Here is a 20,326-nt window from a genome sequence, read left to right on the forward strand (position 1 = left end):
TTTAAATAAAAACGGTAGATTGCACGTACGATGGTATCGGGTGAGAGCGACTTTTGGCTTTGCGCAAGCAAAACAAGGGAAGCGAGCAGTCGAAACCGGAGCACGAGGTTAAGCTACTAAGAGCACACGGAGGATGCCTAGGCGCTAGGAGCCGATGAAGGACGTGGCGAACAACGAAACTGCCTCGGGGAGCTGTAAGCAAGCTTTGATCCGGGGGTGTCCGAATGGGGAAACCCAGCTGGGGTAATTTCCAGTTACTCATAACTGAATACATAGGTTATGCAGAGGCATACCAGGGGAACTGAAACATCTAAGTACCCTGAGGAAGAGAAAACAATAGTGATTCCGTCAGTAGCGGCGAGCGAACGCGGAGAAGCCCAAACCAGAGAGCTTGCTCTTTGGGGTTGTGGGACGTCTCACATGGAGTTACAAAGGAACCGGTTAAGCGAAGAGGTCTGGAAAGGCCCGCCAAAGAAGGTAAAAGCCCTGTAGTTGAAAGTCTGTTCCCTCCGAGACGGATCCCGAGTAGTGCGGGGCACGTGAAACCCCGTATGAATCCGGCAGGACCATCTGCCAAGGCTAAATACTTCCTAGCGACCGATAGTGAAGCAGTACCGTGAGGGAAAGGTGAAAAGCACCCCGGAAGGGGAGTGAAATAGAACCTGAAACCGTGTGCTTACAAAAAGTCAGAGCCCGTTTTAGGGGTGATGGCGTGCCTTTTGTAGAATGAACCGGCGAGTTACGTTCCCGTGCAAGGTTAAGGTGAAGAGCCGGAGCCGCAGCGAAAGCGAGTCTGAATAGGGCGATTGAGTACGTGGACGTAGACCCGAAACCGGGTGATCTACCCCTGTCCAGGGTGAAGGTGCGGTAACACGCACTGGAGGCCCGAACCCACGCATGTTGAAAAATGCGGGGATGAGGTGGGGGTAGCGGAGAAATTCCAATCGAACTCGGAGATAGCTGGTTCTCCCCGAAATAGCTTTAGGGCTAGCCTCGGAAAACAGAGTCGTGGAGGTAGAGCACTGATTGGGTGCGGGGCCCGCAAGGGTTACCAAGCTCAGTCAAACTCCGAATGCCATAGACTTACTTCCGGGAGTCAGACAGTGAGTGCTAAGATCCATTGTCAAAAGGGAAACAGCCCAGACCATCAGCTAAGGTCCCCAAGTGTGTGTTAAGTGGGAAAGGATGTGGAGTTGCACAGACAACCAGGATGTTGGCTTAGAAGCAGCCACCATTGAAAGAGTGCGTAATAGCTCACTGGTCGAGTGACTCTGCGCCGAAAATGTAACGGGGCTAAACACACCACCGAAGCTATGGCTTGATGCTTTGCATCAGGGGTAGGGGAGCGTTGTATAAGGGTTGAAGGTGTACCGTAAGGAGCGCTGGACATTATACAAGTGAGAATGCCGGTATGAGTAACGAAAAGATCAGTGAGAATCTGATCCGCCGAAAGCCTAAGGGTTCCTGAGGAAGGCTCGTCCGCTCAGGGTAAGTCGGGACCTAAGGCGAGGCCGAAAGGCGTAGTCGAAGGACAACAGGTCGAAATTCCTGTACCACCGTAAGCCGTTATGAGCAATGGGGGGACGCAGTAGGGTAGTGACGCGGACTGATGGATGTCCGTCTAAGCAGTGAGGCTGATGTGTAGGCAAATCCGCACATTGTAAGGCTGAGCTGTGATGGGGAGCGAAAATTATAGTAGCGAAGGTCATGATCTCACACTGCCAAGAAAAGCCTCTAGCCAGGTGATGGTGCCCGTACCGCAAACCGACACAGGTAGGCGAGAAGAGTATTCTAAGGCGCGCGGAAGAACTCTCGTTAAGGAACTCGGCAAAATGACCCCGTAACTTCGGGAGAAGGGGTGCCCCGGTAGTGTGAATAGCACGAGGGGGCCGCAGTGAAAAGGCCCAAGCGACTGTTTAGCAAAAACACAGGTCTGTGCGAAGCCGTAAGGCGAAGTATACGGGCTGACGCCTGCCCGGTGCTGGAAGGTTAAGGGGAGTGGTTAGGGAGTAATCCCGAAGCTGTGAACCGAAGCCCCAGTAAACGGCGGCCGTAACTATAACGGTCCTAAGGTAGCGAAATTCCTTGTCAGGTAAATTCTGACCCGCACGAATGGCGTAACGACTTGGGCGCTGTCTCAACGAGAGATCCGGTGAAATTTTAATACCTGTGAAGATGCAGGTTACCCGCGACAAGACGGAAAGACCCCATGGAGCTTTACTGCAGCTTGATATTGAATTTGGGTACGATCTGTACAGGATAGGTGGGAGCCTTTGAAGTGTGAGCGCCAGCTTGCATGGAGGCAACGTTGGGATACCACCCTGATCGTATCTAGGTTCTAACCTGGTACCGTAATCCGGTGCGGGGACAGTGTCAGGTGGGCAGTTTGACTGGGGCGGTCGCCTCCTAAAGAGTAACGGAGGCGCCCAAAGGTTCCCTCAGAATGGTTGGAAATCATTCGAAGAGTGCAAAGGCATAAGGGAGCTTGACTGCGAGACCTACAAGTCGAGCAGGGACGAAAGTCGGGCTTAGTGATCCGGTGGTACCGCATGGAAGGGCCATCGCTCAACGGATAAAAGCTACCCTGGGGATAACAGGCTTATCTCCCCCAAGAGTCCACATCGACGGGGAGGTTTGGCACCTCGATGTCGGCTCATCGCATCCTGGGGCTGAAGTAGGTCCCAAGGGTTGGGCTGTTCGCCCATTAAAGCGGTACGCGAGCTGGGTTCAGAACGTCGTGAGACAGTTCGGTCCCTATCTGTCGTGGGCGTAGGAAATTTGAGAGGAGCTGTCCTTAGTACGAGAGGACCGGGATGGACGTACCGCTGGTGTACCAGTTGTTCCGCCAGGAGCACCGCTGGGTAGCTATGTACGGACGGGATAAACGCTGAAAGCATCTAAGCGTGAAGCCCCCCTCAAGATGAGATTTCCCAGTATGTAAGACCCCTTGAAGACGACGAGGTAGATAGGCTGGGGGTGGAAGTGCAGCAATGCATGGAGCTGACCAGTACTAATCGGTCGAGGGCTTATCCAATAGCAAGTTGTAAATCGCATGTTTCGTTTCGAATCTAGTTTTCAGAGAACAACACTCTGAAATGTAAGCTACGCGTTTGGTGGCGATGGCGGAGGGGTTCCACACGTACCCATCCCGAACACGACCGTTAAGCCCTCTAGCGCCGATGGTACTTGGACCGCAGGGTCCTGGGAGAGTAGGACGCCGCCAAGCAAAGAACCACTGCCGATGTTATTCGGTGGTGGTTTTTATTTGTTTATAAGGATTAAATATGATAATCGGAAGCTCTGACATGATCGATACTGGAAGGTAACATTTTTGTTACGGATAACAGCGGCAAAACCAGTATAATAGGACTATGTTAAATATGCTAAAAGTACCTGACCACAGAGCTGGAATGTGCAGCTGTGAAAAGGAGGGTGTGTGTGTTAAGTTGGCGGAGACTTGGATTACAATCATTTCTGTTGCTTTGTTTGACCGTTGTTCTGGCAGGATGCGGTGAAGCTTCAGGATCTGTATGGACTTCATATGAAGGTGCGGTGAACGAGAAGAGTTTTCCGGTACCTAAAGTAGCGAATAAATCTGACCAGTCTGAAAATAATTCGGATATGGATTATGTTCGGTATACGCTGTCTGGTATTAGTGAAAGTACTAGCTTGCCTGAGGTATATCTAGACGAGATTAAAAGCTGGGGTTGGACAGAGAGGCAAGCCAAGGGTACATCCAATGAATCCAGTACCTTGCGTGTATTTGCAAAGGAAGGACATACTGTGCATTTAGCAGTACATGATGGTTCCTTTACACTAATGGTTCCTAGAAATGATGCTACTCAAGCGACAGTTAAATCATTGGCTGAAGACGATTGAGCTGTTGCGGGTAAGGTTGTATATGATTAATTAACGTTGTGATGTTCCTTATAATATAGTAAAGCTCCCGTGTACTTGATCGGGGGCTTTTTGTTATTTAGCGAAGTAGGCTTTAGTAATGATGGGAGAACCTATGACGTATGGTGGATCAGAGGTCATAAAGGTACAGAAGGAATGAAGTAATGAACGCTGATGGAAAGCAGCTAGAAGACAGATAGAGCTCAGAGTGAGCAACAGATCGGTCAAAGGTGTAAGATCTGCGAGATATCTGGAGTTATGAGGATATGGAACGCTGGAGGAAAAGAGGAGAAGAATGGAGCCGCGAGTGGGGATAACTCATTTTACTATACCCATACTGTGGATAAGGGATAAGAAGGGACGACAAATAAAGGTTATCCACAGTGGATAACCTTTATTTGAGCATATAAGGCTGAGTCAACTGAACGATACAAGATCATGTTTTTGCATCAGATTATCCGTTGGGCTCAGCGGTTATGTATTGCAGGTTAATGAAGTACATTTAGTATTGCATAAAAGAGGGGGTGTTATTGCAGATAGTATGAGACATCTTGTTCATTCAATTTGATGAGTCCATCTTTGCGCTCACGCGAGAGTACCATTACAACATACAAGCGAGGACCCAGCAACCACAAATGCCAGAAGATCAGCGAGAGGGTGAAGGACAATGGGGACCATATCAAACATACTGTAATGATACATAGTCCAATCCAGCTCATATTAAGGTGTACCCGGACAAACATACGGAAGCTAAAATGCTGATCAGGGATATAACCTAACCAGGGCATACGCAGATTCCAGCGCCAGCGCTTGGCGTAAGAGGTACGGACCAGCAGTAATATCGTTCTGGCGATGACATAATGAATCCAGATGGTGATTGGACCTGCCAGTACAAAAAAGAAGAGGCCAGTCCAGGAGAAGGCGAGTAGATTGAATAAGAGCATGATGACCGGCAGACACAGATAGCTGTAAATGACACTGCGGGCGATAGCCTTTTTTTTCAGAAGCCGGTATTGATAAAATGTTGCTTTATTCTCCGGTTCGGCGATCATACGATTATATATCCTCCTTCGGATTCACGTTTGTGTGGGTATTCGTTTTCTTACACGAGTAAAAGGAAATGAATCATGCATGTATGTATATATGAACCTTGTATCTCACGCCATGACAATTGTACAAGTTATTGAGATTCGACGGAACTTATCTCAGTATACTCCCGAATACACGGACTGTCAGGCTTTGATATCGTTATCATGTATTATATATCGGCTGAGATTCCAAGTTTTTTTAAGGAAATTGAATATAAGTTTGATTCAGACCAAGGGATACGTGATGTTGAGGTAAATGCAATGGAATATAGGATAACTGTATATACATAAGCAGGAGATATTCTTGTAGGGAGAATGAACGTATTTTTCGGTACAGACACCCAAGAGGTGGTGGGCGAATATATATATTTTATAGAAAGAAAGAACTATGAAAATGTTTAAAATAATAGAAACTGTGCAATACTGATAGTAAACGTAAAACAAGGTGGGATGGTTCATGGAAGAACATGCCGAACACACATGTATTATCTGCGAGCAAAGAAAAAGAGAAGGCATTTTTATTGTATCTGAATTCATATGTGACACTTGTGAAGCAGAAATGGTTCATACCGACGCGCAGGATGCCAAGTACAATTATTTTATTCATCAGATGAAACAGATTTGGGTACAAAAGAACGCATAATAAATGTTGCTAATAGAAGTAGAAGCGAAACATCACATTGTTAGCGATGCTGATGTGTATAGAGGCCCGATGGGCCTTTTTCTGTTTTGTATGAGGAGAGATTGTCTTGTATGCCATCTTGGGAAGGCGTATGCTGATATAATGGTATAGATCATTTGCAGTAGAGCGTGTGGAGATAGGGAAGAAGGGTGTTCCTTGGATTAGGAAGCATTTTGGAACGCATAGGACGCACATAATATATGTACAGGATGGTTATTTCATGGATCATAAAAATAAATCAAGTAGAGCCCCTTTATATGAAGCGTTGCTTGCGTATCGTGATTCGAAGCAGCGTTCTTTTCATGTGCCTGGGCATAAGAATGGACAAGCTTACCGACATTTGCTGGAACAAGCAGAATCAGGGCAATTTCCCTCTAAATATATCGTCAATGAGGAACATCAACACAACGGAGAGATTCAGAGCGATGCAGGGGGGAACGTTAACCGAAGGATAGAGCAATTCAGCTCGATGGATGAACATGGGACTGATCTGGAGAGCGGGAGACGTTTTGATGGCGAAGGGAATCTGTCGGAAATAGGATTGGTGCCGGATCGTTCATTTCTGGAGATGATGGAGATGGATGTTACGGAGATTACGGGCACCGACGATTTGCATCATCCGGAAGGTGTGATCCAGGAAGCACAGGAGCTTGCGGCAGATTGTTTTGGTGCTGAGGAGAGTTTCTTCCTTGTGGGAGGCAGTACAGCAGGTAATCTGTCCTTACTGCTCACCGTATGTGATGAGCCGAACAGTATTGTACTGGTGCAACGGAATGTGCACAAATCCGTTATTCACGGGTTAATGCTGGCGGGCGCAAGAGCTGTATTTCTGGAGCCGTGGGTTGATCCTGTGTCTGGACTTGCGGTCATGCCGTCGGTGGAGACGGTTCAGGCTGCTGTCCAGTCCTTTCCTGAGGCAAAGGGCGTGTTAGTTACTTTGCCCAATTATTATGGCATGGGCGCAGATCTGACGCCCATAGCCGAGGTGTGCCACGCTGCTGGCATGCCATTGCTCGTGGATGAAGCGCATGGCGCACATTATGGGCAGCATCCGGAGCTGCCTGTCTCTGCACTGTCATGCGGAGCAGACGGTGTCGTGCAGTCGACGCATAAGATGCTGACGGCTTTCACCATGGGTGCCATGCTGCACATTCAGGGATCACGGTTAAACCGGTCCCTGTTAAGGCAGCGCCTGGCCATGGTGCAAAGCTCAAGCCCATCATACCCGGTGATGGCTTCGCTTGATCTGGCGCGCCGCCTGCTGCACGTGCAGGGCGCGAACACCCTCACGGCGGGACTCGCCGCTGTGAATGCCTTTAAGCGCGGCCTCGCGGAGCTGCCGCGCTTCCAGTTGCTGCAGCCTGCACAGCCGCTGCAGCCAGAACCGCCAGCCGGAACAGCGAAGCCGGCTGGCATGTCCGTGTCCGCTGCGCAGCAGACACGGGAGGACCTGACCGCGGCGGAGCTGCCAGCTGCCGCGGGGTATACCGCTCAGGACCCATTCAAGGCCGTCATCTATGACGGCACAGGGGTGCTGAGCGGTTATGGGCTACAGCAGCAGCTGGAAGCATGCGGCTGTGTGCCCGAGATGAGCGACGAACGGTACGTCGTCTTGCTCTTCAGCCTGGGCTCAACGGTGCAAGATGCTCAGCACCTGTTGCAGGCTTTACACCATATCAGCTCTGCCAATGGGCATGAGCAGGTTCAATCTAATGCAGAGTCATCGCAACAGCTTGCGAAAGACTCGGCCCATTATATTTCCACGTGGAACAATTTACAAGAAAACACTCACTACTCGGAACCAATCTCCTTTACACTGCAACCGATTGTGGAGACGGATACGATCAATGTCCTGATAGAAGAAAGCGCGGGTTGTCGATCAGCCGAGATGGTTATTCCATACCCTCCAGGGATTCCGCTTGTATATCCGGGTGAGCGTATTAGTCCATCGATGGTGGCACGTATACAACTCCTGCGGGATGAAGGAGCAAAGTTTCATGGAGTATCCGATGTATCTCTACAGTCATTGAAGGTCATGAAGGATTGAAGGACAGATAAAAACTGAATTGCATTCACCAATAGGTAGGCAATATGACCAATACGGATAGCGATACCGGACCCTACACATGTGAGGGTCTCTTGGTCATTAATTTACTTGCTAGTTCAACCACCTATAAAGATAGACATAAGAAAGAAGGGAACACTTTGGGTATTCCGCTAAAAAAATATACAGGAATAGTCCTGCAAGTTTTGTTGATGTACGGTTTTTACTGGATTGGAAACTTGATTCAAGCTGTATTACATCTGCCGTTAACAGGCAGTATTGTGGGCATGCTGGTATTGTTTATCACCATTCAACTGGGATGGATCAAAATGAGCTGGGGAGAAGAAGGGTCGACGTGGCTTCAATCTCATCTGCAATTGTTGTTCATCCCGCCAACTGTGGGCATTATTAATCATTTTGATTTTTTTCGAGCTAACACATTATTATTGGTTCTGGGGTTGATCGTTAGCACATTAATCACATGTCTGATATCTGCCAAATTAAGTGAGTGGCTTATGACATGGAGATCGTCTCATTCAGGCAAAAAGGAGGCGATTACTTGTCAACATTCATCCTCGGAATTGGAATGATCGCGCTAACCATCGCTGTATATATTCCAGCCACTCGTCTATATAAAAGGTTAAAATGGCCGATACTGATGCCTGTACTCACAACGACTGCCATACTGATCCTGATTTTGGTGATCTCCAATATAAAGCTGGATACATACATGCTGGGTGGCAAATGGATACAGGAGCTCTTGGGTCCAGCAGTTGTATCTCTCGCTTTTCCCTTGTCCAGACATCTGAATGTGCTGAAGCAAAATGTCATTCCCATTGTGGGTGGAACAATCGGAGGCAGTATTACAGGTGTTTCCACAGGTGCTTTAATCGCCATTCTGCTTGGCTATCCTCAAGAGATGGTCATCGCTTTATTGCCAAAATCAGTGACAACTCCTGTCGCTATTCAACTCGCTAATCAGGTTGGAGGGAATGCCTCATTTACATCGCTGTTTGTGATGATTGCAGGATTCTCAGGGATATTATTGGGGCCGATGCTCTTGAAATGGGCCAAAGTCCGCAGTAAACATGCCTATGGAATTGGACTGGGTTCAGCATCTCATGCCCTCGGCATGGCAAGGTCTTTTGAATATGGAGAGAATGCGGTAGCCCTCAGTTCAGTTTCCATGATTGTCAGTGCCATTGCCGGATCAATTATGCTTCCATTATGGGTGTGGATTATCTACGGTTGAACGCTTTACTTTGTTGTTCATGTTGGAGTAACTGCTGACCTATAGTATGATAGAAAGAAACAAGCTTGTATGATCTTGGTGTTATTAATACGTACCGATATAGCTGTAGCTATACACCTCTGGGCAGGGGATATCATATCTTGTAGCAAGAGGGTCTAAGCATATTTCATTACAGCAGCAATAGATGCAATTATCGACATAGAAAGCAGGGAAGCATATGCAGGGCAGAGGTAAATTCATTACGCTGGAAGGGGGAGAGGGTTCCGGTAAAACAACGATGATCGGTAGAATAGGTTCTTATTTTGAAGAACGGGGTATACCTTACGTAGTTACGCGAGAGCCTGGCGGAATTGAGATTGCGGAGAAAATACGTTCAATTATACTGGACCCTCTTCATACGGCAATGGATGCTCGAACCGAAGCGCTATTGTATGCAGCTGCACGCAGCCAGCATCTGGCGGAGAAAGTAGAGCCTGCGCTGAGAGCTGGAAAAGCAGTCATCTGTGACCGATTTGTCGATAGCAGTCTGGTCTATCAAGGCTACGCCCGTGGACTCGGGATAGAGAATGTATGGGCCATTAATCGCTTTGCGATTGGTGATCTCATGCCGGATGTGACCTTATATTTGGACATTGAGCCTGAAGTGGGGCTTGGCCGGATCGATGCTCATGATGGCAGGGAAGTGAACCGTCTGGATCTGGAAAATCTGGAGTTTCATCGTAAAGTCCGAGAGGGTTACTTCCTATTAAAAGAGCAGTTCCCAGAACGGATCAGGGTTATCGATGCTTCCATGAAGCAGGAGGATGTCTTGGCAGCAATGATTTTGTCGCTGGAAACAGGAATTTTGAAGGATTTTGACGAGTAATTGTCTAATATGTAGACAGGGCATTTGATAAAGGTGCTTATTCTAAAGGAGGTTATGCAGGATGAAACTGATTGTTGCGATTATACAGGATAAAGACAGCAACCGATTATCCAGCGCATTGGTCAAAGCAAACTTTCGGGCAACGAAGCTTGCCAGTACGGGTGGATTTTTGAAGGCAGGCAACACGACGTTTATGATCGGTGTCGATGATGGTCAAGTCGAATCCGTAATGAACGTCATTCGCAGCAGCTGTAAGGTTCGTGAACAGCTCGTGACTCCGGTCACACCGATGAGTGGAACAACCGACTCTTACCTGCCGCTACCTGTTGAAGTTCAAGTAGGCGGAGCTACTGTATTTGTTCTCCCGGTAGATCGCTTCGAACATTTCTAATTCAAACTATTGCATGGATCCCATGAGGGTCCTTCATGATCGATAGCATGTAGGAAACGATGGATGCAAGAAGAATTAACAGAGTTCGTGCGTGCCACTTACGGAACGCCTTTCTTGATGAGAAGAATCAGCATACTCTTTCCGGATGAGCATTTCCCAGCTGGGGAATGGCTCATTTCGGGAAGAGGTTGAATACAAAGAACAAGTCCTTGATGGTGATGTGTATCTACCATTATATATAGAGTGTGATCAGCATATATAAAAGCCTCATTCTCACGCACAGGCGCAACGCGCACTGTGCTGATGGGCGATTGGCTAACTATGATAGAAAGCGGGCGTATCCATGAAAATCAATCCTGGATTCAGACCGATTCAGAGCGGGATCAGTACTACTGATTCAGGTTCCAAACCGGTTCAATCCAAAAATTTCTCTGATATGATGAATCACCAGGGGGAACGGGCCTCACAAGCTGAACTGAATCGCCGGTTTAGTGAAATCCAGCTTCAGGGCGATCGCTTGGCACGTTCCATGACGATTCGTGAACTGAAGGCGTATAAGCAACTTGTTAAAAGGTTCCTGGAAGAGACCGTTCGTCGCGGTGTATCCATGAAAGAGACAAGGGGTTGGGATCGTCGTGGCAGAGGCAAGCGGTATAAGCTGATTGATGAAATTGACTCCGCTCTGTTATCCATGGCTGATGAATTGCTGGATACAGAAGAAGGAAAAATCTCTCTATTACAACAAGTAGGCGAAATTCGGGGGATGCTTATTAATTTAAGCTTCTGAGGAGGAAGTATGTCCTTTCAACAGATTATGGGTCAACAAGCGGCCAAGCAAATGTTACAAAGCAGTTTAAGACGTCATGCAATAAGCCATGCGTATTTGTTTAGCGGTCCAGCTGGTAGCGGGCAACGGAAGACGGCAATTACCTTTGCCAAGGCAATATTCTGTACAGAGCTTGAAGATGACGCTTGTGGGCAGTGTCTTGAATGTCGTAAGGTGGATCATGGTAACCATCCGGATCTAACCATGCTTGCGCCAGATGGAAACAACATTAAAATAGATCAAATACGGGATCTGCAGCGTATCTTTTCATACCGATCAGAGGCAGGTCATCCCAAAGTATATATTATAGAACAAGCCGAGAAAATGACGGTGCAGGCAGCAAACAGTTTGCTCAAATTTCTGGAGGAACCGCAGGTACCAGCAGTCGGCATCCTGATTACGGATAATGGACAGGCCATGTTGCCAACGATCCGCTCACGCTCCCAATTGGTGCCGTTCAGTGCACTGAATCCGGAAGATATGCTGCAATCTCTGATCGAGGAAGGGCACCCTGCCAATCTGGCCCGCTCTGCCGTCCATTTAGCGTCAGGATTGGAAGCATGTAGAGAAATTCTCCAGCAGAATTGGTTTGCAGAAATTAGAAACGTAATGTTACAATTAGGGAAGGAGTCCCTGGGTAGAGGAAGCACATCATTGATCTCTGCACAGCAGAAGCTTTTTAAAACCGGACTCTCTGAACATCTGGACATGTTGCTTAGTTTGTTCCATCTATGGTTTAGGGACATGCTGTATGTTCAGTACGATAGGCATGAACATATCGTTTTTATAGATCAGTTAGACATGTTATCTCAGTTGGCACATACCCGCAGCACAGAGCAGTGGGTCTCCTATATGGATATGGCCGCAGGATGCAGAAAAAAATTGCGTTTCAACGTCAATGGCCAGCTTTGTCTGGAGCAATTTTTGATCGGTTTGGCATAAGACTGGGAGAGGGCAGAGTTAGCTCCAATCATATGCAAACGGTTATAACTTCGGCCGGTTCCCTAAGAAGACAGGGCTTCAGACGAAGTGGGGTTGGCTTACAAGGGGGTTAATTTTTTGTACAGTGTAGTGGGTGTCCGTTTCAAAAAAGCGGGCAAAATTTATTACTTCGATCCCCTGGACCTTCCCATTGAGAAAGAAAACTGCGTTATCGTGGAGACAGCGCGGGGGGTTGAGTACGGTAAGGTTGTCGTAGGTAAGAAGGAAGTGGGCGAGTCCGATGTGGTGTTGCCGCTGAAGAAAGTCATCCGCGTTGCGGGCGAGACAGATGCTCGTGTGGTTGATGAGAACAAGCGTGCAGCCAAAGAAGCATTCGGTACTTGTTTAAATAAAATCAAAGACCATGGCCTCAAAATGAAGCTGGTCGATGTGGAATTTACGTTTGATCGCAATAAAATTATATTTTATTTTACAGCTGAAGGAAGAGTTGATTTCCGGGAGCTGGTCAAGGATCTGGCAAGCATATTCCGGACACGAATCGAGCTGAGACAGATTGGTGTACGTGATGAAGCGAAGATGCTTGGCGGAATCGGACCTTGCGGCCGTGTGTTGTGTTGTTCTTCCTGGCTGGGAGACTTTGAGCCGGTATCAATCAAGATGGCTAAAGATCAGAGCCTGTCACTGAATCCGACGAAAATTTCAGGGTTGTGCGGAAGACTCATGTGCTGTCTGAAATTTGAGCATGATAACTATGAAAGTGTGAGAGAAGAACTGCCAGCTGTAGGCAAATTGGTCGTCACCTCATTGGGTGAAGGAAAAGTTGTCGGAATTAATGCCGGTAGCCGCACAGTCCATGTTCAACTGTTCGACATCAGTAAAGTCAAAGAACTTCCGCTGGATGACGTCGTTATCAAGTAAACCATAAAGGTTGCTTCGGGGTGGAAACTTGGAAAAGAAAAATCTGTTTACGCACATTCATGAAATGGAAACCCAACTGGGTCAGTTGCACGGTGATTTAGGAGAGTTAAAAATGATTGTGAAGGAGCTGCTTGAGGATAATCAGCGGCTTACCATCGAGAATGAGCAGTTACGCAAACTGCTCAAACGTGAGGCTCCGGCAGATCTGCCAATCTCCTCAGCACTCGCTCCTGTAGCGAGGCCAGCAGGTCCGGCTACAGGCGAGGATGTTGTGGGTGAAGGGTATGATAATCTGGCTCGGTTGTATCACGAAGGCTTCCATATCTGCAACGTCTATTATGGACATTTGCGGACGGAAGGCGATTGTCTGTTCTGCCTGTCTTTTTTGAATAAATGAAGTGACCGTAGGGATCCCCTACGGTTTTTTTTCAAGGTTATAAACCTAAACTAAACGAACATGAGATACAGAGTACCGGAGGATGAGCGTAACATATGAAAGCAAATGAAGTTGTGTTACATGAGTCAGAGCGGATTGATGATCTGCTCTCTCATGATCTGAGAATCATTCAAAGTGATGAAGTGTTTAGTTTTTCGATGGATGCCGTATTATTAGCCCGATTTGCTTCCGTACCTAAACGGGGGCGTGTACTTGATTTGTGTACGGGTAACGGGGTGGTTCCCATTTTGCTTACAACGCGTACGCAGGCCAATCTGGAAGGGGTCGAGATTCAGCCACGTTTGGCTGATATGGCGCGTCGAAGTGTGCAATTGAATGAACTGGACGAGTCGATTATGATTCGTGAAGGTGATTTGCGAGAATTGGTGAAAGAAACAGGACATGCTGTATACGATGCAATAACGGTTAATCCTCCATACATGCCTTTGAATGGCAGTGATCTTAAAATGAACACACATCAGGCCATGGCACGTCATGAGATCGGATGTACGCTGGAAGAAGTAATTCAGGCTTGCAGTCGACTTGTTCGTAATGGCGGAAAAGTATCGATGGTTCATCGTCCACAACGCCTTGCAGAGATTATCTCGCTCATGCGCGAATATAAGCTGGAACCCAAACGGATTCGGATGGTGCATCCCCGTGCTCATTTGGAAGCCAACATGGTATTAATTGAAGGAATGAAAGATGGTAAACCCGAAGTTAGGATGCTTCCTCCACTCATTGTCTACAATGAAGAGGGGACATACTGCGAAGAGATTATGGATATTTACTATGGTCAGCAACATGCTGAGCGTACTACGAAAGGAGGGCTTTAGATGACTTTGCATATTCAAAAAAGCTATGCGGAGCAGCCTGAAGGATCAGGCAAGCTATATCTGGTTGGAACACCCATTGGTAATCTGGAGGACATGACCTTCCGGGCGATCAAGACATTGCAGAGTTGCGACATCATTGCAGCAGAAGATACACGCCAGACCCGAAAGCTGCTTACGCATTTTGAAATTACACCTTCGATGCTGTTTAGTTATCATGAGCATAATAAGGGGGCGAGTGGACCTGAACTGATACGCTATATAATAGAAGGAAAAAATTTGGCACTCGTCAGTGATGCCGGTTTGCCAGCCATTTCGGACCCTGGTTCTGACCTTGTACAGCTTGCACTGGAGGCCGGAATAACGGTCATTCCCATCCCTGGACCCAACGCTGCGTTGTCTGCTCTGATCGTGTCCGGATTACCGACGGAGCGTTTTACATTCGGCGGTTTTTTGCCGCGGGAGAAAAAGGACATGCGAAAAGTGCTGGAGGCTTTTGACGAATCCAACGGGACTTTGTTATTCTATGAATCGCCTCACCGTATTCGGAAAACATTAGTCCACCTCGAAGAGATTCTGGGTGATCGTTCGATTGTCCTGGCTCGTGAACTAACCAAGCGTCATGAGGAATTCGCAAGGGGCACCGTGAAGGAATGTATAGACTGGCTTGAAGAACATCCGCCTCTTGGCGAGTACTGTTTGCTGGTAGAAGGCATTAAGGAAGAGGAGCGTAAGGCTGAGCGCGAAGCATGGTGGCAGCTCATGTCACTCGCGGATCATGTCAGCCATTATGAGGATGAAGGACATAACCGCAAAGATGCAATGAAAAAAACGGCTACTGATCGCGGTCTGACGAAGCGTGATGTATATAATGCATTAATTGAGCAGTAATCTAACCAAATATCTTCTGTTGTGGGGAACATAACCTGAAAAGAAGCTTATAACCAACCTTAGTGGAATATTAAAAAGAGCAGAGTGACTCAAAAAAATTTCATCGTTTCTTCCGGTTCTCGTGTGACAGAATTATTTTGGATAATGGAACCCATAACAAGGCAAAAAAATACCTTCCTCGGTGGGGTTCACACCGGGAAGGTCATTAAGGAATATTAAAAAGGTTAGAAATAACAATTTAGATAAGTCCAGTATACCTGTATTTTTTATTTTGCTACAGGTGCAGGGATTTCGGAAATACATTCGTTACAAACAATTTTACCTTTGAAGTAAGTAACGTTCTCTGCATTACCACAGAAGATACAAGCAGGCTCGTATTTTTTCAACATGATGCGCTCGCCGTCAACGTAGATTTCCAGAGCATCTTTTTCACCAATACCGAGCGTACGGCGCAATTCAATTGGAATAACTACCCGTCCCAGTTCGTCCACTTTTCTTACAATACCTGTTGATTTCATCATTATAATCAGTGCTCCTCTCAGCTAACTATCATTGTCATTATTCGACATTATTTTATGTTTTATGATACTCATCATACCAACGATTCCCAAATCAGTCAACCTTAAAATTAGCTTAAAATTAAGGCTGTTTTTCACAAGGTTACGGGTGGTAAGGGATTGGAAGCTGTTTTTCGCATTTAAACCTCAATGTCAGCTTTGTCGATTTGGAAAACGACAAAACTACTTCATTCGACAAAGTTCGTCATGTCGTGTCGAATCCTAGGTGAATCGTAGAGCTCAAAGCGTTAATATAAAAGAAATTAAAGGAGTGAGTCGACATGGAACAACGTTTAACGGAAGAGAAAGTATTCAAAGATCCGGTACATAATTATATCCACGTGCAAGATCCGGTTATATGGCAGTTAATTAACACCCCGGAATTTCAGCGTTTACGCCGGATTCGTCAGCTGGGTACTTCTTACCTTACCTTTCACGGAGCAGAGCATAGTCGGTTCTCACATTCACTAGGTGTTTATGAGATCACACGCAAGATCATCTCTCAATTTGAAAGAAGTCATTATTCGGATTGGCCGAAGGAAGAAAAGATTGTAGCTCTGTGTGCAGCTCTGCTTCATGATCTCGGGCATGGGCCATTCTCTCACTCCATCGAGGAAGCTTTTGACATGAATCACGAAGATTGGACTTGTCGCATCATTACAGGTGATACCGAAGTAGGGGCGATCTTAAGACGGTATGCTCCTGATTTTCCTGAGAAAGTAGCATCTGTCATTCAAAAAACGTATGAAAAGCCGATTGTTGTGAACTTGGTGACCAGTCCGCTTGATGCAGACCGAATGGATTATTTGCTCAGGGATGCCTATTTTACAGGTGTAAATTACGGCACGATTGACCTTGATCGTATCCTACGGATGCTGCGTCCTTATCATGGGCGGATTGTAGTCAAGGAGTCAGGCATGCATGCTGTGGAGGATTACCTAATGTCTCGGTATCAGATGTATTGGCAGATTTACTTCCATCCGGTAACTCGTAGTTCTGAAATTATATTGCGGCAAATATTCAAGCGAGCGAAAACACTCATACAACATGGTTTTCAATTCCGCTTCATGATTGATCCACTCCCTCAACTATTTGAAGGGGAATTATCCGTAGATGAATATTTGCAGTTGGATGAAGCATTAATTCAGACGGCATTTACGCAGTGGCGCAAGGAGGACGATACTGTTCTGAGTGAGTTATGCGAACGTTTTATGGATCGCAAGTTATATAAGTATGTAGAGCTTGAACAGGTCGACTTGACAATGATGGAAGAGATTCGGGAAGCTTTTGTACAGGCTGGCCTCGATCCCGAATATGATCTTGAAATTGATTTTCCTTCGGATAATCCGTATGATGTGTTTCGTCCGGATGAATCCACAGATAAGCAGATTCTTCTTCTGGATCGACAGGACAATTTACGTGAGTTGTCAGAAGTATCTGACATTGTCCGTTCCATCAGTGGGCTTCACCGAGGGAAACATCATTTGTATTACCCGCAAAACAAGGTGGATGCGATTATTCACGAATTACCGTCACATATACGCCCCTATTTCTTGTAATCGTGTGGGTATAATCCGATGAAGAATTTTGATATCAAAACACTTTCTAAAAGAGCTATTTTTCATGATACAGTAATCTGCTTTAATGGGGAGTATATGTAGATCGACATAATTTTGTAAATGCAAGCAGGCAAAATGAGCGCAATTAGCAATATATAGATCAGAATATCCGTATCTCTTCTATATATTGTAGTTGTGAAGAAACAAACGTGATGATGTAATACACAGATTACCCAAAATGTTTTATGTACGAGTCATTAAATTATTGGAATTTACAAATTAAATTTACAAAAGAAGATAGTCGTTATTTCGACATGAAGGGAGATACAGACATGATGCTGTTCGACACACATACACATCTGGATGCACCACAATTCGACGAGGACCGCGAGGACATGATTCAGCGTGCTGTGGATGCAGGAGTTGGTCGCATGATCAACATTGGCTTTAACCGGGAGACGATTCCAACCACAATGAAACTCGCTGAAACATATGATTTTATATATGCAGCTGTAGGGTGGCATCCCGTAGATGCGATCACAATGCAGGAGGGCGATTTGGAGTGGATTGCATCTTTATGCAAGCATGAAAAAGTGGTTGCGATTGGTGAGATTGGATTGGATTATCACTGGGACACTTCACCAAAGGAAATACAGCATCGCGTATTACGACAACAAATTGCTTTGGCGCGTGAAGTGAAGATGCCGATTGTCATCCATAATCGGGATGCACATGAGGATATCATAAGAATTTTGCGTGAAGAGAAAGCGGGTGAGGTTGGTGGTGTGATGCACTCGTTCTCGGGCAGCTGGGAAACAGCAAAAAGTTGTCTCGATATGGGCTTCCATCTCTCCTTCGGAGGACCAATCACATTCAAAAATGCAAAGCAGCCCAAAGAGGTGCTGGAGAAGGTTCCTATGGACCGGTTTTTCATTGAAACAGATGCTCCATATTTGACACCTCACCCTTATCGTGGGAAGCGAAATGAGACAGCGCATGTACGTCTGGTTGCAGAGGCAGCTGCGGAAATTAAAGGCATTTCGGTGGAGGAAATTGCTGCAATAACAACCAAAAATGCCATGGAACGATTTGGAATTCGTTAAAAAAACGAGTAAATGAGGTGAAAAAGGCAGGTAAGCGGAGTTAATTTGCCCTTTGATCCAAATAAATCAAGAATATTACAATATTTTAACCAAATATTCAGAAAAACGTACTTGATCAACGCTTTACAACATGCATCAAAACAGGATATCATCTTTTCAGTGAATTGTTGTGCGGAAAATTGGACAGATGTTCGGGGGATGAACAAAGGGACACTTTCCGATGAAACAACATTACTTTCATGAATCAGTCTCGCTGAGTCTCCGTTAACGGAGAGCGGGGGAACCAATAGGGCTTAAACATCGGTGTATTTGGCCGATGCGCAACGTTCGCTGACCCAAAAGCAGCGAAGGGAACTGCGAAGCCGTATTTGATTTCTTCTTTGGGTCTCGGGGTGAATTCAAGGGCGTCCGCCATGAGCGGGTGACCCAAGATAGGGCGGCTCTCTTTCGCCCGAACCCGACAGCTAACCTCGCAAGCGGAAAAAGAGAGGTAACCTCGTGCATGAATTTCCGATATTCAAAATCATTCGGAAGCCACGAAAGAGTTCCTCTTACACTCTTTCTTTGGCTTTTTTGTTTTTGAATAAAAGAAATATTGTCATCATACGGTAGGTATTCAGGAGGATGACATCATGTTGCGAAGATTGATTCATGGTGCAGAACCGGATTATGTTGGTCCAATCTGTGTTCTGTAGAAAATTTGGTATAGTCACGTCAAAGACATCATGCATTACTTTAGACGGCGAGGCTATGAAGGAGGACGGAGAAGTGGGCACATTCCAACCAGAAGAGACCCATGAGTCACGATCATCCAGTAAGTCTTTCGCGTTGCGGTGGAAGCATGAGAACATGCGTCAAATGGCATTGATCGCGATTTTCTCAATTGCGCTTACAATCATGATCTTGTTAGTCGTTTACGGTCAGGCCGGGAAACAAATTTCGCTGGTTATTGATGGCAAAGCTCAGGTGGTAGAGACTCGTACAGGAATGCTTCAGGAAATGCTGGAGGAGCAGTCGATCACAGTCAGCCCTCACGATAAGGTATCCATGTCCATGAATGGGGCGATTACAGATGGAGACCGAATCGTTATTGAGCGGGCCGTTCCAGTTAACATTACGGCAGACGGAGACACCAAGACTCTGTATACAACCGATTCATCGGTGGAAGATGCAATTCAAAAATCAGGTATTCAAGTTGAAAGTAATGATAAAGTGTATCCGGCGCTCGGAACTGCGATCAAAGCGGAGATGAAGATCCGTGTAGTGCGCGTAACAAAGCGTACAGTGGAAGTAGAGCAACCGATCGCTTACAAAGTTATTAAAACGGCTGACCCTAGCTTGTACAAAGGGGATAACCGTGTCGTTGTAAACGGCAAAGAAGGCACACTTGTACAGCATATCGAAAAGGTATTTCAGGATGGAGAATTGGTCTCCAAAAAAATGGTCGGCAAATCTGTCGCGAATAATCGTGTAGATAAAGTGATCGCTGTCGGCACCAAAGCAAAACCGGTCGTGAAAGAACCTGAGATTCAGACTGTATCGGCTCAAACTTCAACAACCAAAAAGGCTACAACAACGAACTCGAAGAAAACATCTGCCTCGGGCAGCAAAGTGATTACTGTATCCGGGACTTCTTTTAAATACTCCAAAGTACTTAAAAATGTATCCATGACTGCCTACTCTTCCGAAGAGCCTGGCATTGGTACTAAAACAGCTTCCGGTACTCGTGTAACGGAAGGTCGCACCATTGCGGTTGATCCCAAAGTCATTCCAATTGGCTGGTGGGTATATATCGAAGGTCTGGGATTCCGTCGTGCGGAAGATACAGGCGGTGCCATTAAAGGCAACAAAATTGATGTATATTATGACAGTGTGAAGCATGCCCTGAATTTTGGACGTAAGAAAGGCAAGACGGTCTACGTGATCGGTCCGGTGAAGCCGGAAGCGAACTAAAATCGTTTTACTTTGAAATGGGAATGCTATAAAATAGTTGCATGAATGATTCATGCGGAATATGCGGCGGAGGAGTCTGAATTCAGTCT

The 20,326-nt window shown here is 46.3% G+C and carries 18 protein-coding genes, 2 rRNA genes and 1 riboswitch; of the genes, 18 read left to right on the forward strand and 2 right to left on the reverse strand.

Annotated elements, in window-relative coordinates:
* The first annotated feature begins 106 nt into the window (after positions 1 to 106).
* The 3 genes from NST33_RS00055 to NST33_RS00065 all read left to right on the forward strand — a co-directional run bounded on the left by NST33_RS00055 (position 107) and on the right by NST33_RS00065 (position 3,879).
* Positions 107 to 3,034 (forward strand): 23S ribosomal RNA (locus tag NST33_RS00055).
* A 75-nt stretch (positions 3,035 to 3,109) separates the two neighbouring features.
* A 5S ribosomal RNA gene (rrf, locus tag NST33_RS00060) occupies positions 3,110 to 3,226 on the forward strand.
* 212 nt (positions 3,227 to 3,438) lie between these two features.
* Positions 3,439 to 3,879 (forward strand): hypothetical protein, encoded by a 441-nt coding sequence (locus NST33_RS00065; protein WP_221825878.1) that lies wholly within the window; start codon positions 3,439 to 3,441, stop codon positions 3,877 to 3,879.
* Between the two features lie 545 nt (positions 3,880 to 4,424).
* On the opposite strand, the gene NST33_RS00070 is transcribed toward NST33_RS00065, so the two are convergent.
* On the reverse strand, positions 4,425 to 4,949 hold the full coding sequence (locus tag NST33_RS00070) for a hypothetical protein (protein ID WP_076216777.1): 525 nt from the start codon (positions 4,947 to 4,949) through the stop codon (positions 4,425 to 4,427).
* Between the two features lie 493 nt (positions 4,950 to 5,442).
* Between NST33_RS00070 and NST33_RS00075 the strand changes: the two genes are divergently transcribed.
* The 12 genes from NST33_RS00075 to rsmI all read left to right on the forward strand — a co-directional run bounded on the left by NST33_RS00075 (position 5,443) and on the right by rsmI (position 15,065).
* Positions 5,443 to 5,628, forward strand: a complete 186-nt coding sequence (locus NST33_RS00075; RefSeq protein ID WP_017691396.1) for a sigma factor G inhibitor Gin — start codon at positions 5,443 to 5,445, stop codon at positions 5,626 to 5,628.
* Positions 5,629 to 5,887: 259 nt separating this feature from the next.
* Positions 5,888 to 7,714 (forward strand): aminotransferase class I/II-fold pyridoxal phosphate-dependent enzyme, encoded by a 1,827-nt coding sequence (locus NST33_RS00080; RefSeq protein WP_339306342.1) that lies wholly within the window; start codon positions 5,888 to 5,890, stop codon positions 7,712 to 7,714.
* Between the two features lie 44 nt (positions 7,715 to 7,758).
* Entirely contained in the window at positions 7,759 to 8,301 is a 543-nt protein-coding gene (locus NST33_RS00085; RefSeq protein ID WP_339306344.1) for a CidA/LrgA family protein, read from the forward strand.
* A complete protein-coding gene (locus tag NST33_RS00090; protein WP_221825863.1) occupies positions 8,271 to 8,963 on the forward strand; it encodes an LrgB family protein in 693 nt (230 codons plus the stop codon). Before NST33_RS00085 ends, NST33_RS00090 begins: the two co-directional genes overlap by 31 nt.
* A 217-nt stretch (positions 8,964 to 9,180) precedes the next feature.
* Positions 9,181 to 9,828 (forward strand): dTMP kinase, encoded by a 648-nt coding sequence (gene tmk / locus NST33_RS00095; RefSeq protein ID WP_221825861.1) that lies wholly within the window; start codon positions 9,181 to 9,183, stop codon positions 9,826 to 9,828.
* A 61-nt stretch (positions 9,829 to 9,889) separates the two neighbouring features.
* Positions 9,890 to 10,219, forward strand: coding sequence for a cyclic-di-AMP receptor (locus NST33_RS00100; RefSeq protein WP_017691391.1), 330 nt, complete (start codon positions 9,890 to 9,892; stop codon positions 10,217 to 10,219).
* Between the two features lie 343 nt (positions 10,220 to 10,562).
* On the forward strand, positions 10,563 to 11,006 hold the full coding sequence (locus NST33_RS00105; protein ID WP_076216772.1) for a YaaR family protein: 444 nt from the start codon (positions 10,563 to 10,565) through the stop codon (positions 11,004 to 11,006).
* A 9-nt stretch (positions 11,007 to 11,015) separates the two neighbouring features.
* Positions 11,016 to 11,987: a DNA polymerase III subunit delta' gene (holB, locus tag NST33_RS00110; RefSeq protein ID WP_221825859.1), complete on the forward strand. Its 972-nt coding sequence runs from the start codon at positions 11,016 to 11,018 to the stop codon at positions 11,985 to 11,987.
* Between the two features lie 117 nt (positions 11,988 to 12,104).
* Positions 12,105 to 12,905, forward strand: a complete 801-nt coding sequence (locus tag NST33_RS00115; RefSeq protein ID WP_053778939.1) for a stage 0 sporulation family protein — start codon at positions 12,105 to 12,107, stop codon at positions 12,903 to 12,905.
* A gap of 28 nt (positions 12,906 to 12,933) precedes the next feature.
* Positions 12,934 to 13,302: a DNA replication initiation control protein YabA gene (gene yabA / locus NST33_RS00120; protein WP_017691386.1), complete on the forward strand. Its 369-nt coding sequence runs from the start codon at positions 12,934 to 12,936 to the stop codon at positions 13,300 to 13,302.
* Positions 13,303 to 13,397: 95 nt separating this feature from the next.
* Positions 13,398 to 14,177 carry a tRNA1(Val) (adenine(37)-N6)-methyltransferase gene (locus NST33_RS00125; protein WP_221825857.1) on the forward strand — a complete coding sequence of 260 codons (780 nt, stop codon included), beginning with the start codon at positions 13,398 to 13,400 and terminating at the stop codon, positions 14,175 to 14,177.
* Positions 14,178 to 15,065, forward strand: coding sequence for a 16S rRNA (cytidine(1402)-2'-O)-methyltransferase (gene rsmI / locus NST33_RS00130; RefSeq protein ID WP_221825848.1), 888 nt, complete (start codon positions 14,178 to 14,180; stop codon positions 15,063 to 15,065). It abuts the gene before it with no gap.
* 266 nt (positions 15,066 to 15,331) lie between these two features.
* Here the strand turns inward: rsmI and NST33_RS00135 are convergent, their stop codons facing one another.
* Positions 15,332 to 15,586, reverse strand: a complete 255-nt coding sequence (locus NST33_RS00135) for an AbrB/MazE/SpoVT family DNA-binding domain-containing protein (protein WP_017691383.1) — start codon at positions 15,584 to 15,586, stop codon at positions 15,332 to 15,334.
* A gap of 317 nt (positions 15,587 to 15,903) precedes the next feature.
* Here NST33_RS00135 and NST33_RS00140 point away from each other — a divergent pair, with 317 nt between their 5' ends.
* From NST33_RS00140 to NST33_RS00150, 3 genes are all read left to right on the forward strand, one after another.
* Positions 15,904 to 17,181, forward strand: coding sequence for an HD domain-containing protein (locus tag NST33_RS00140; RefSeq protein WP_237178564.1), 1,278 nt, complete (start codon positions 15,904 to 15,906; stop codon positions 17,179 to 17,181).
* A gap of 332 nt (positions 17,182 to 17,513) precedes the next feature.
* Positions 17,514 to 18,284, forward strand: coding sequence for a TatD family hydrolase (locus NST33_RS00145; protein WP_237178565.1), 771 nt, complete (start codon positions 17,514 to 17,516; stop codon positions 18,282 to 18,284).
* A gap of 241 nt (positions 18,285 to 18,525) precedes the next feature.
* Positions 18,526 to 18,779, forward strand: a riboswitch (cyclic di-AMP (ydaO/yuaA leader).
* Between the two features lie 273 nt (positions 18,780 to 19,052).
* Entirely contained in the window at positions 19,053 to 20,237 is a 1,185-nt protein-coding gene (locus NST33_RS00150) for a ubiquitin-like domain-containing protein (protein ID WP_339180974.1), read from the forward strand.
* The last annotated feature ends 89 nt before the right edge of the window (positions 20,238 to 20,326 follow it).

Source organism: Paenibacillus sp. FSL L8-0435 (genome assembly GCF_037965655.1).
GTDB lineage: Bacteria > Bacillota > Bacilli > Paenibacillales > Paenibacillaceae > Paenibacillus.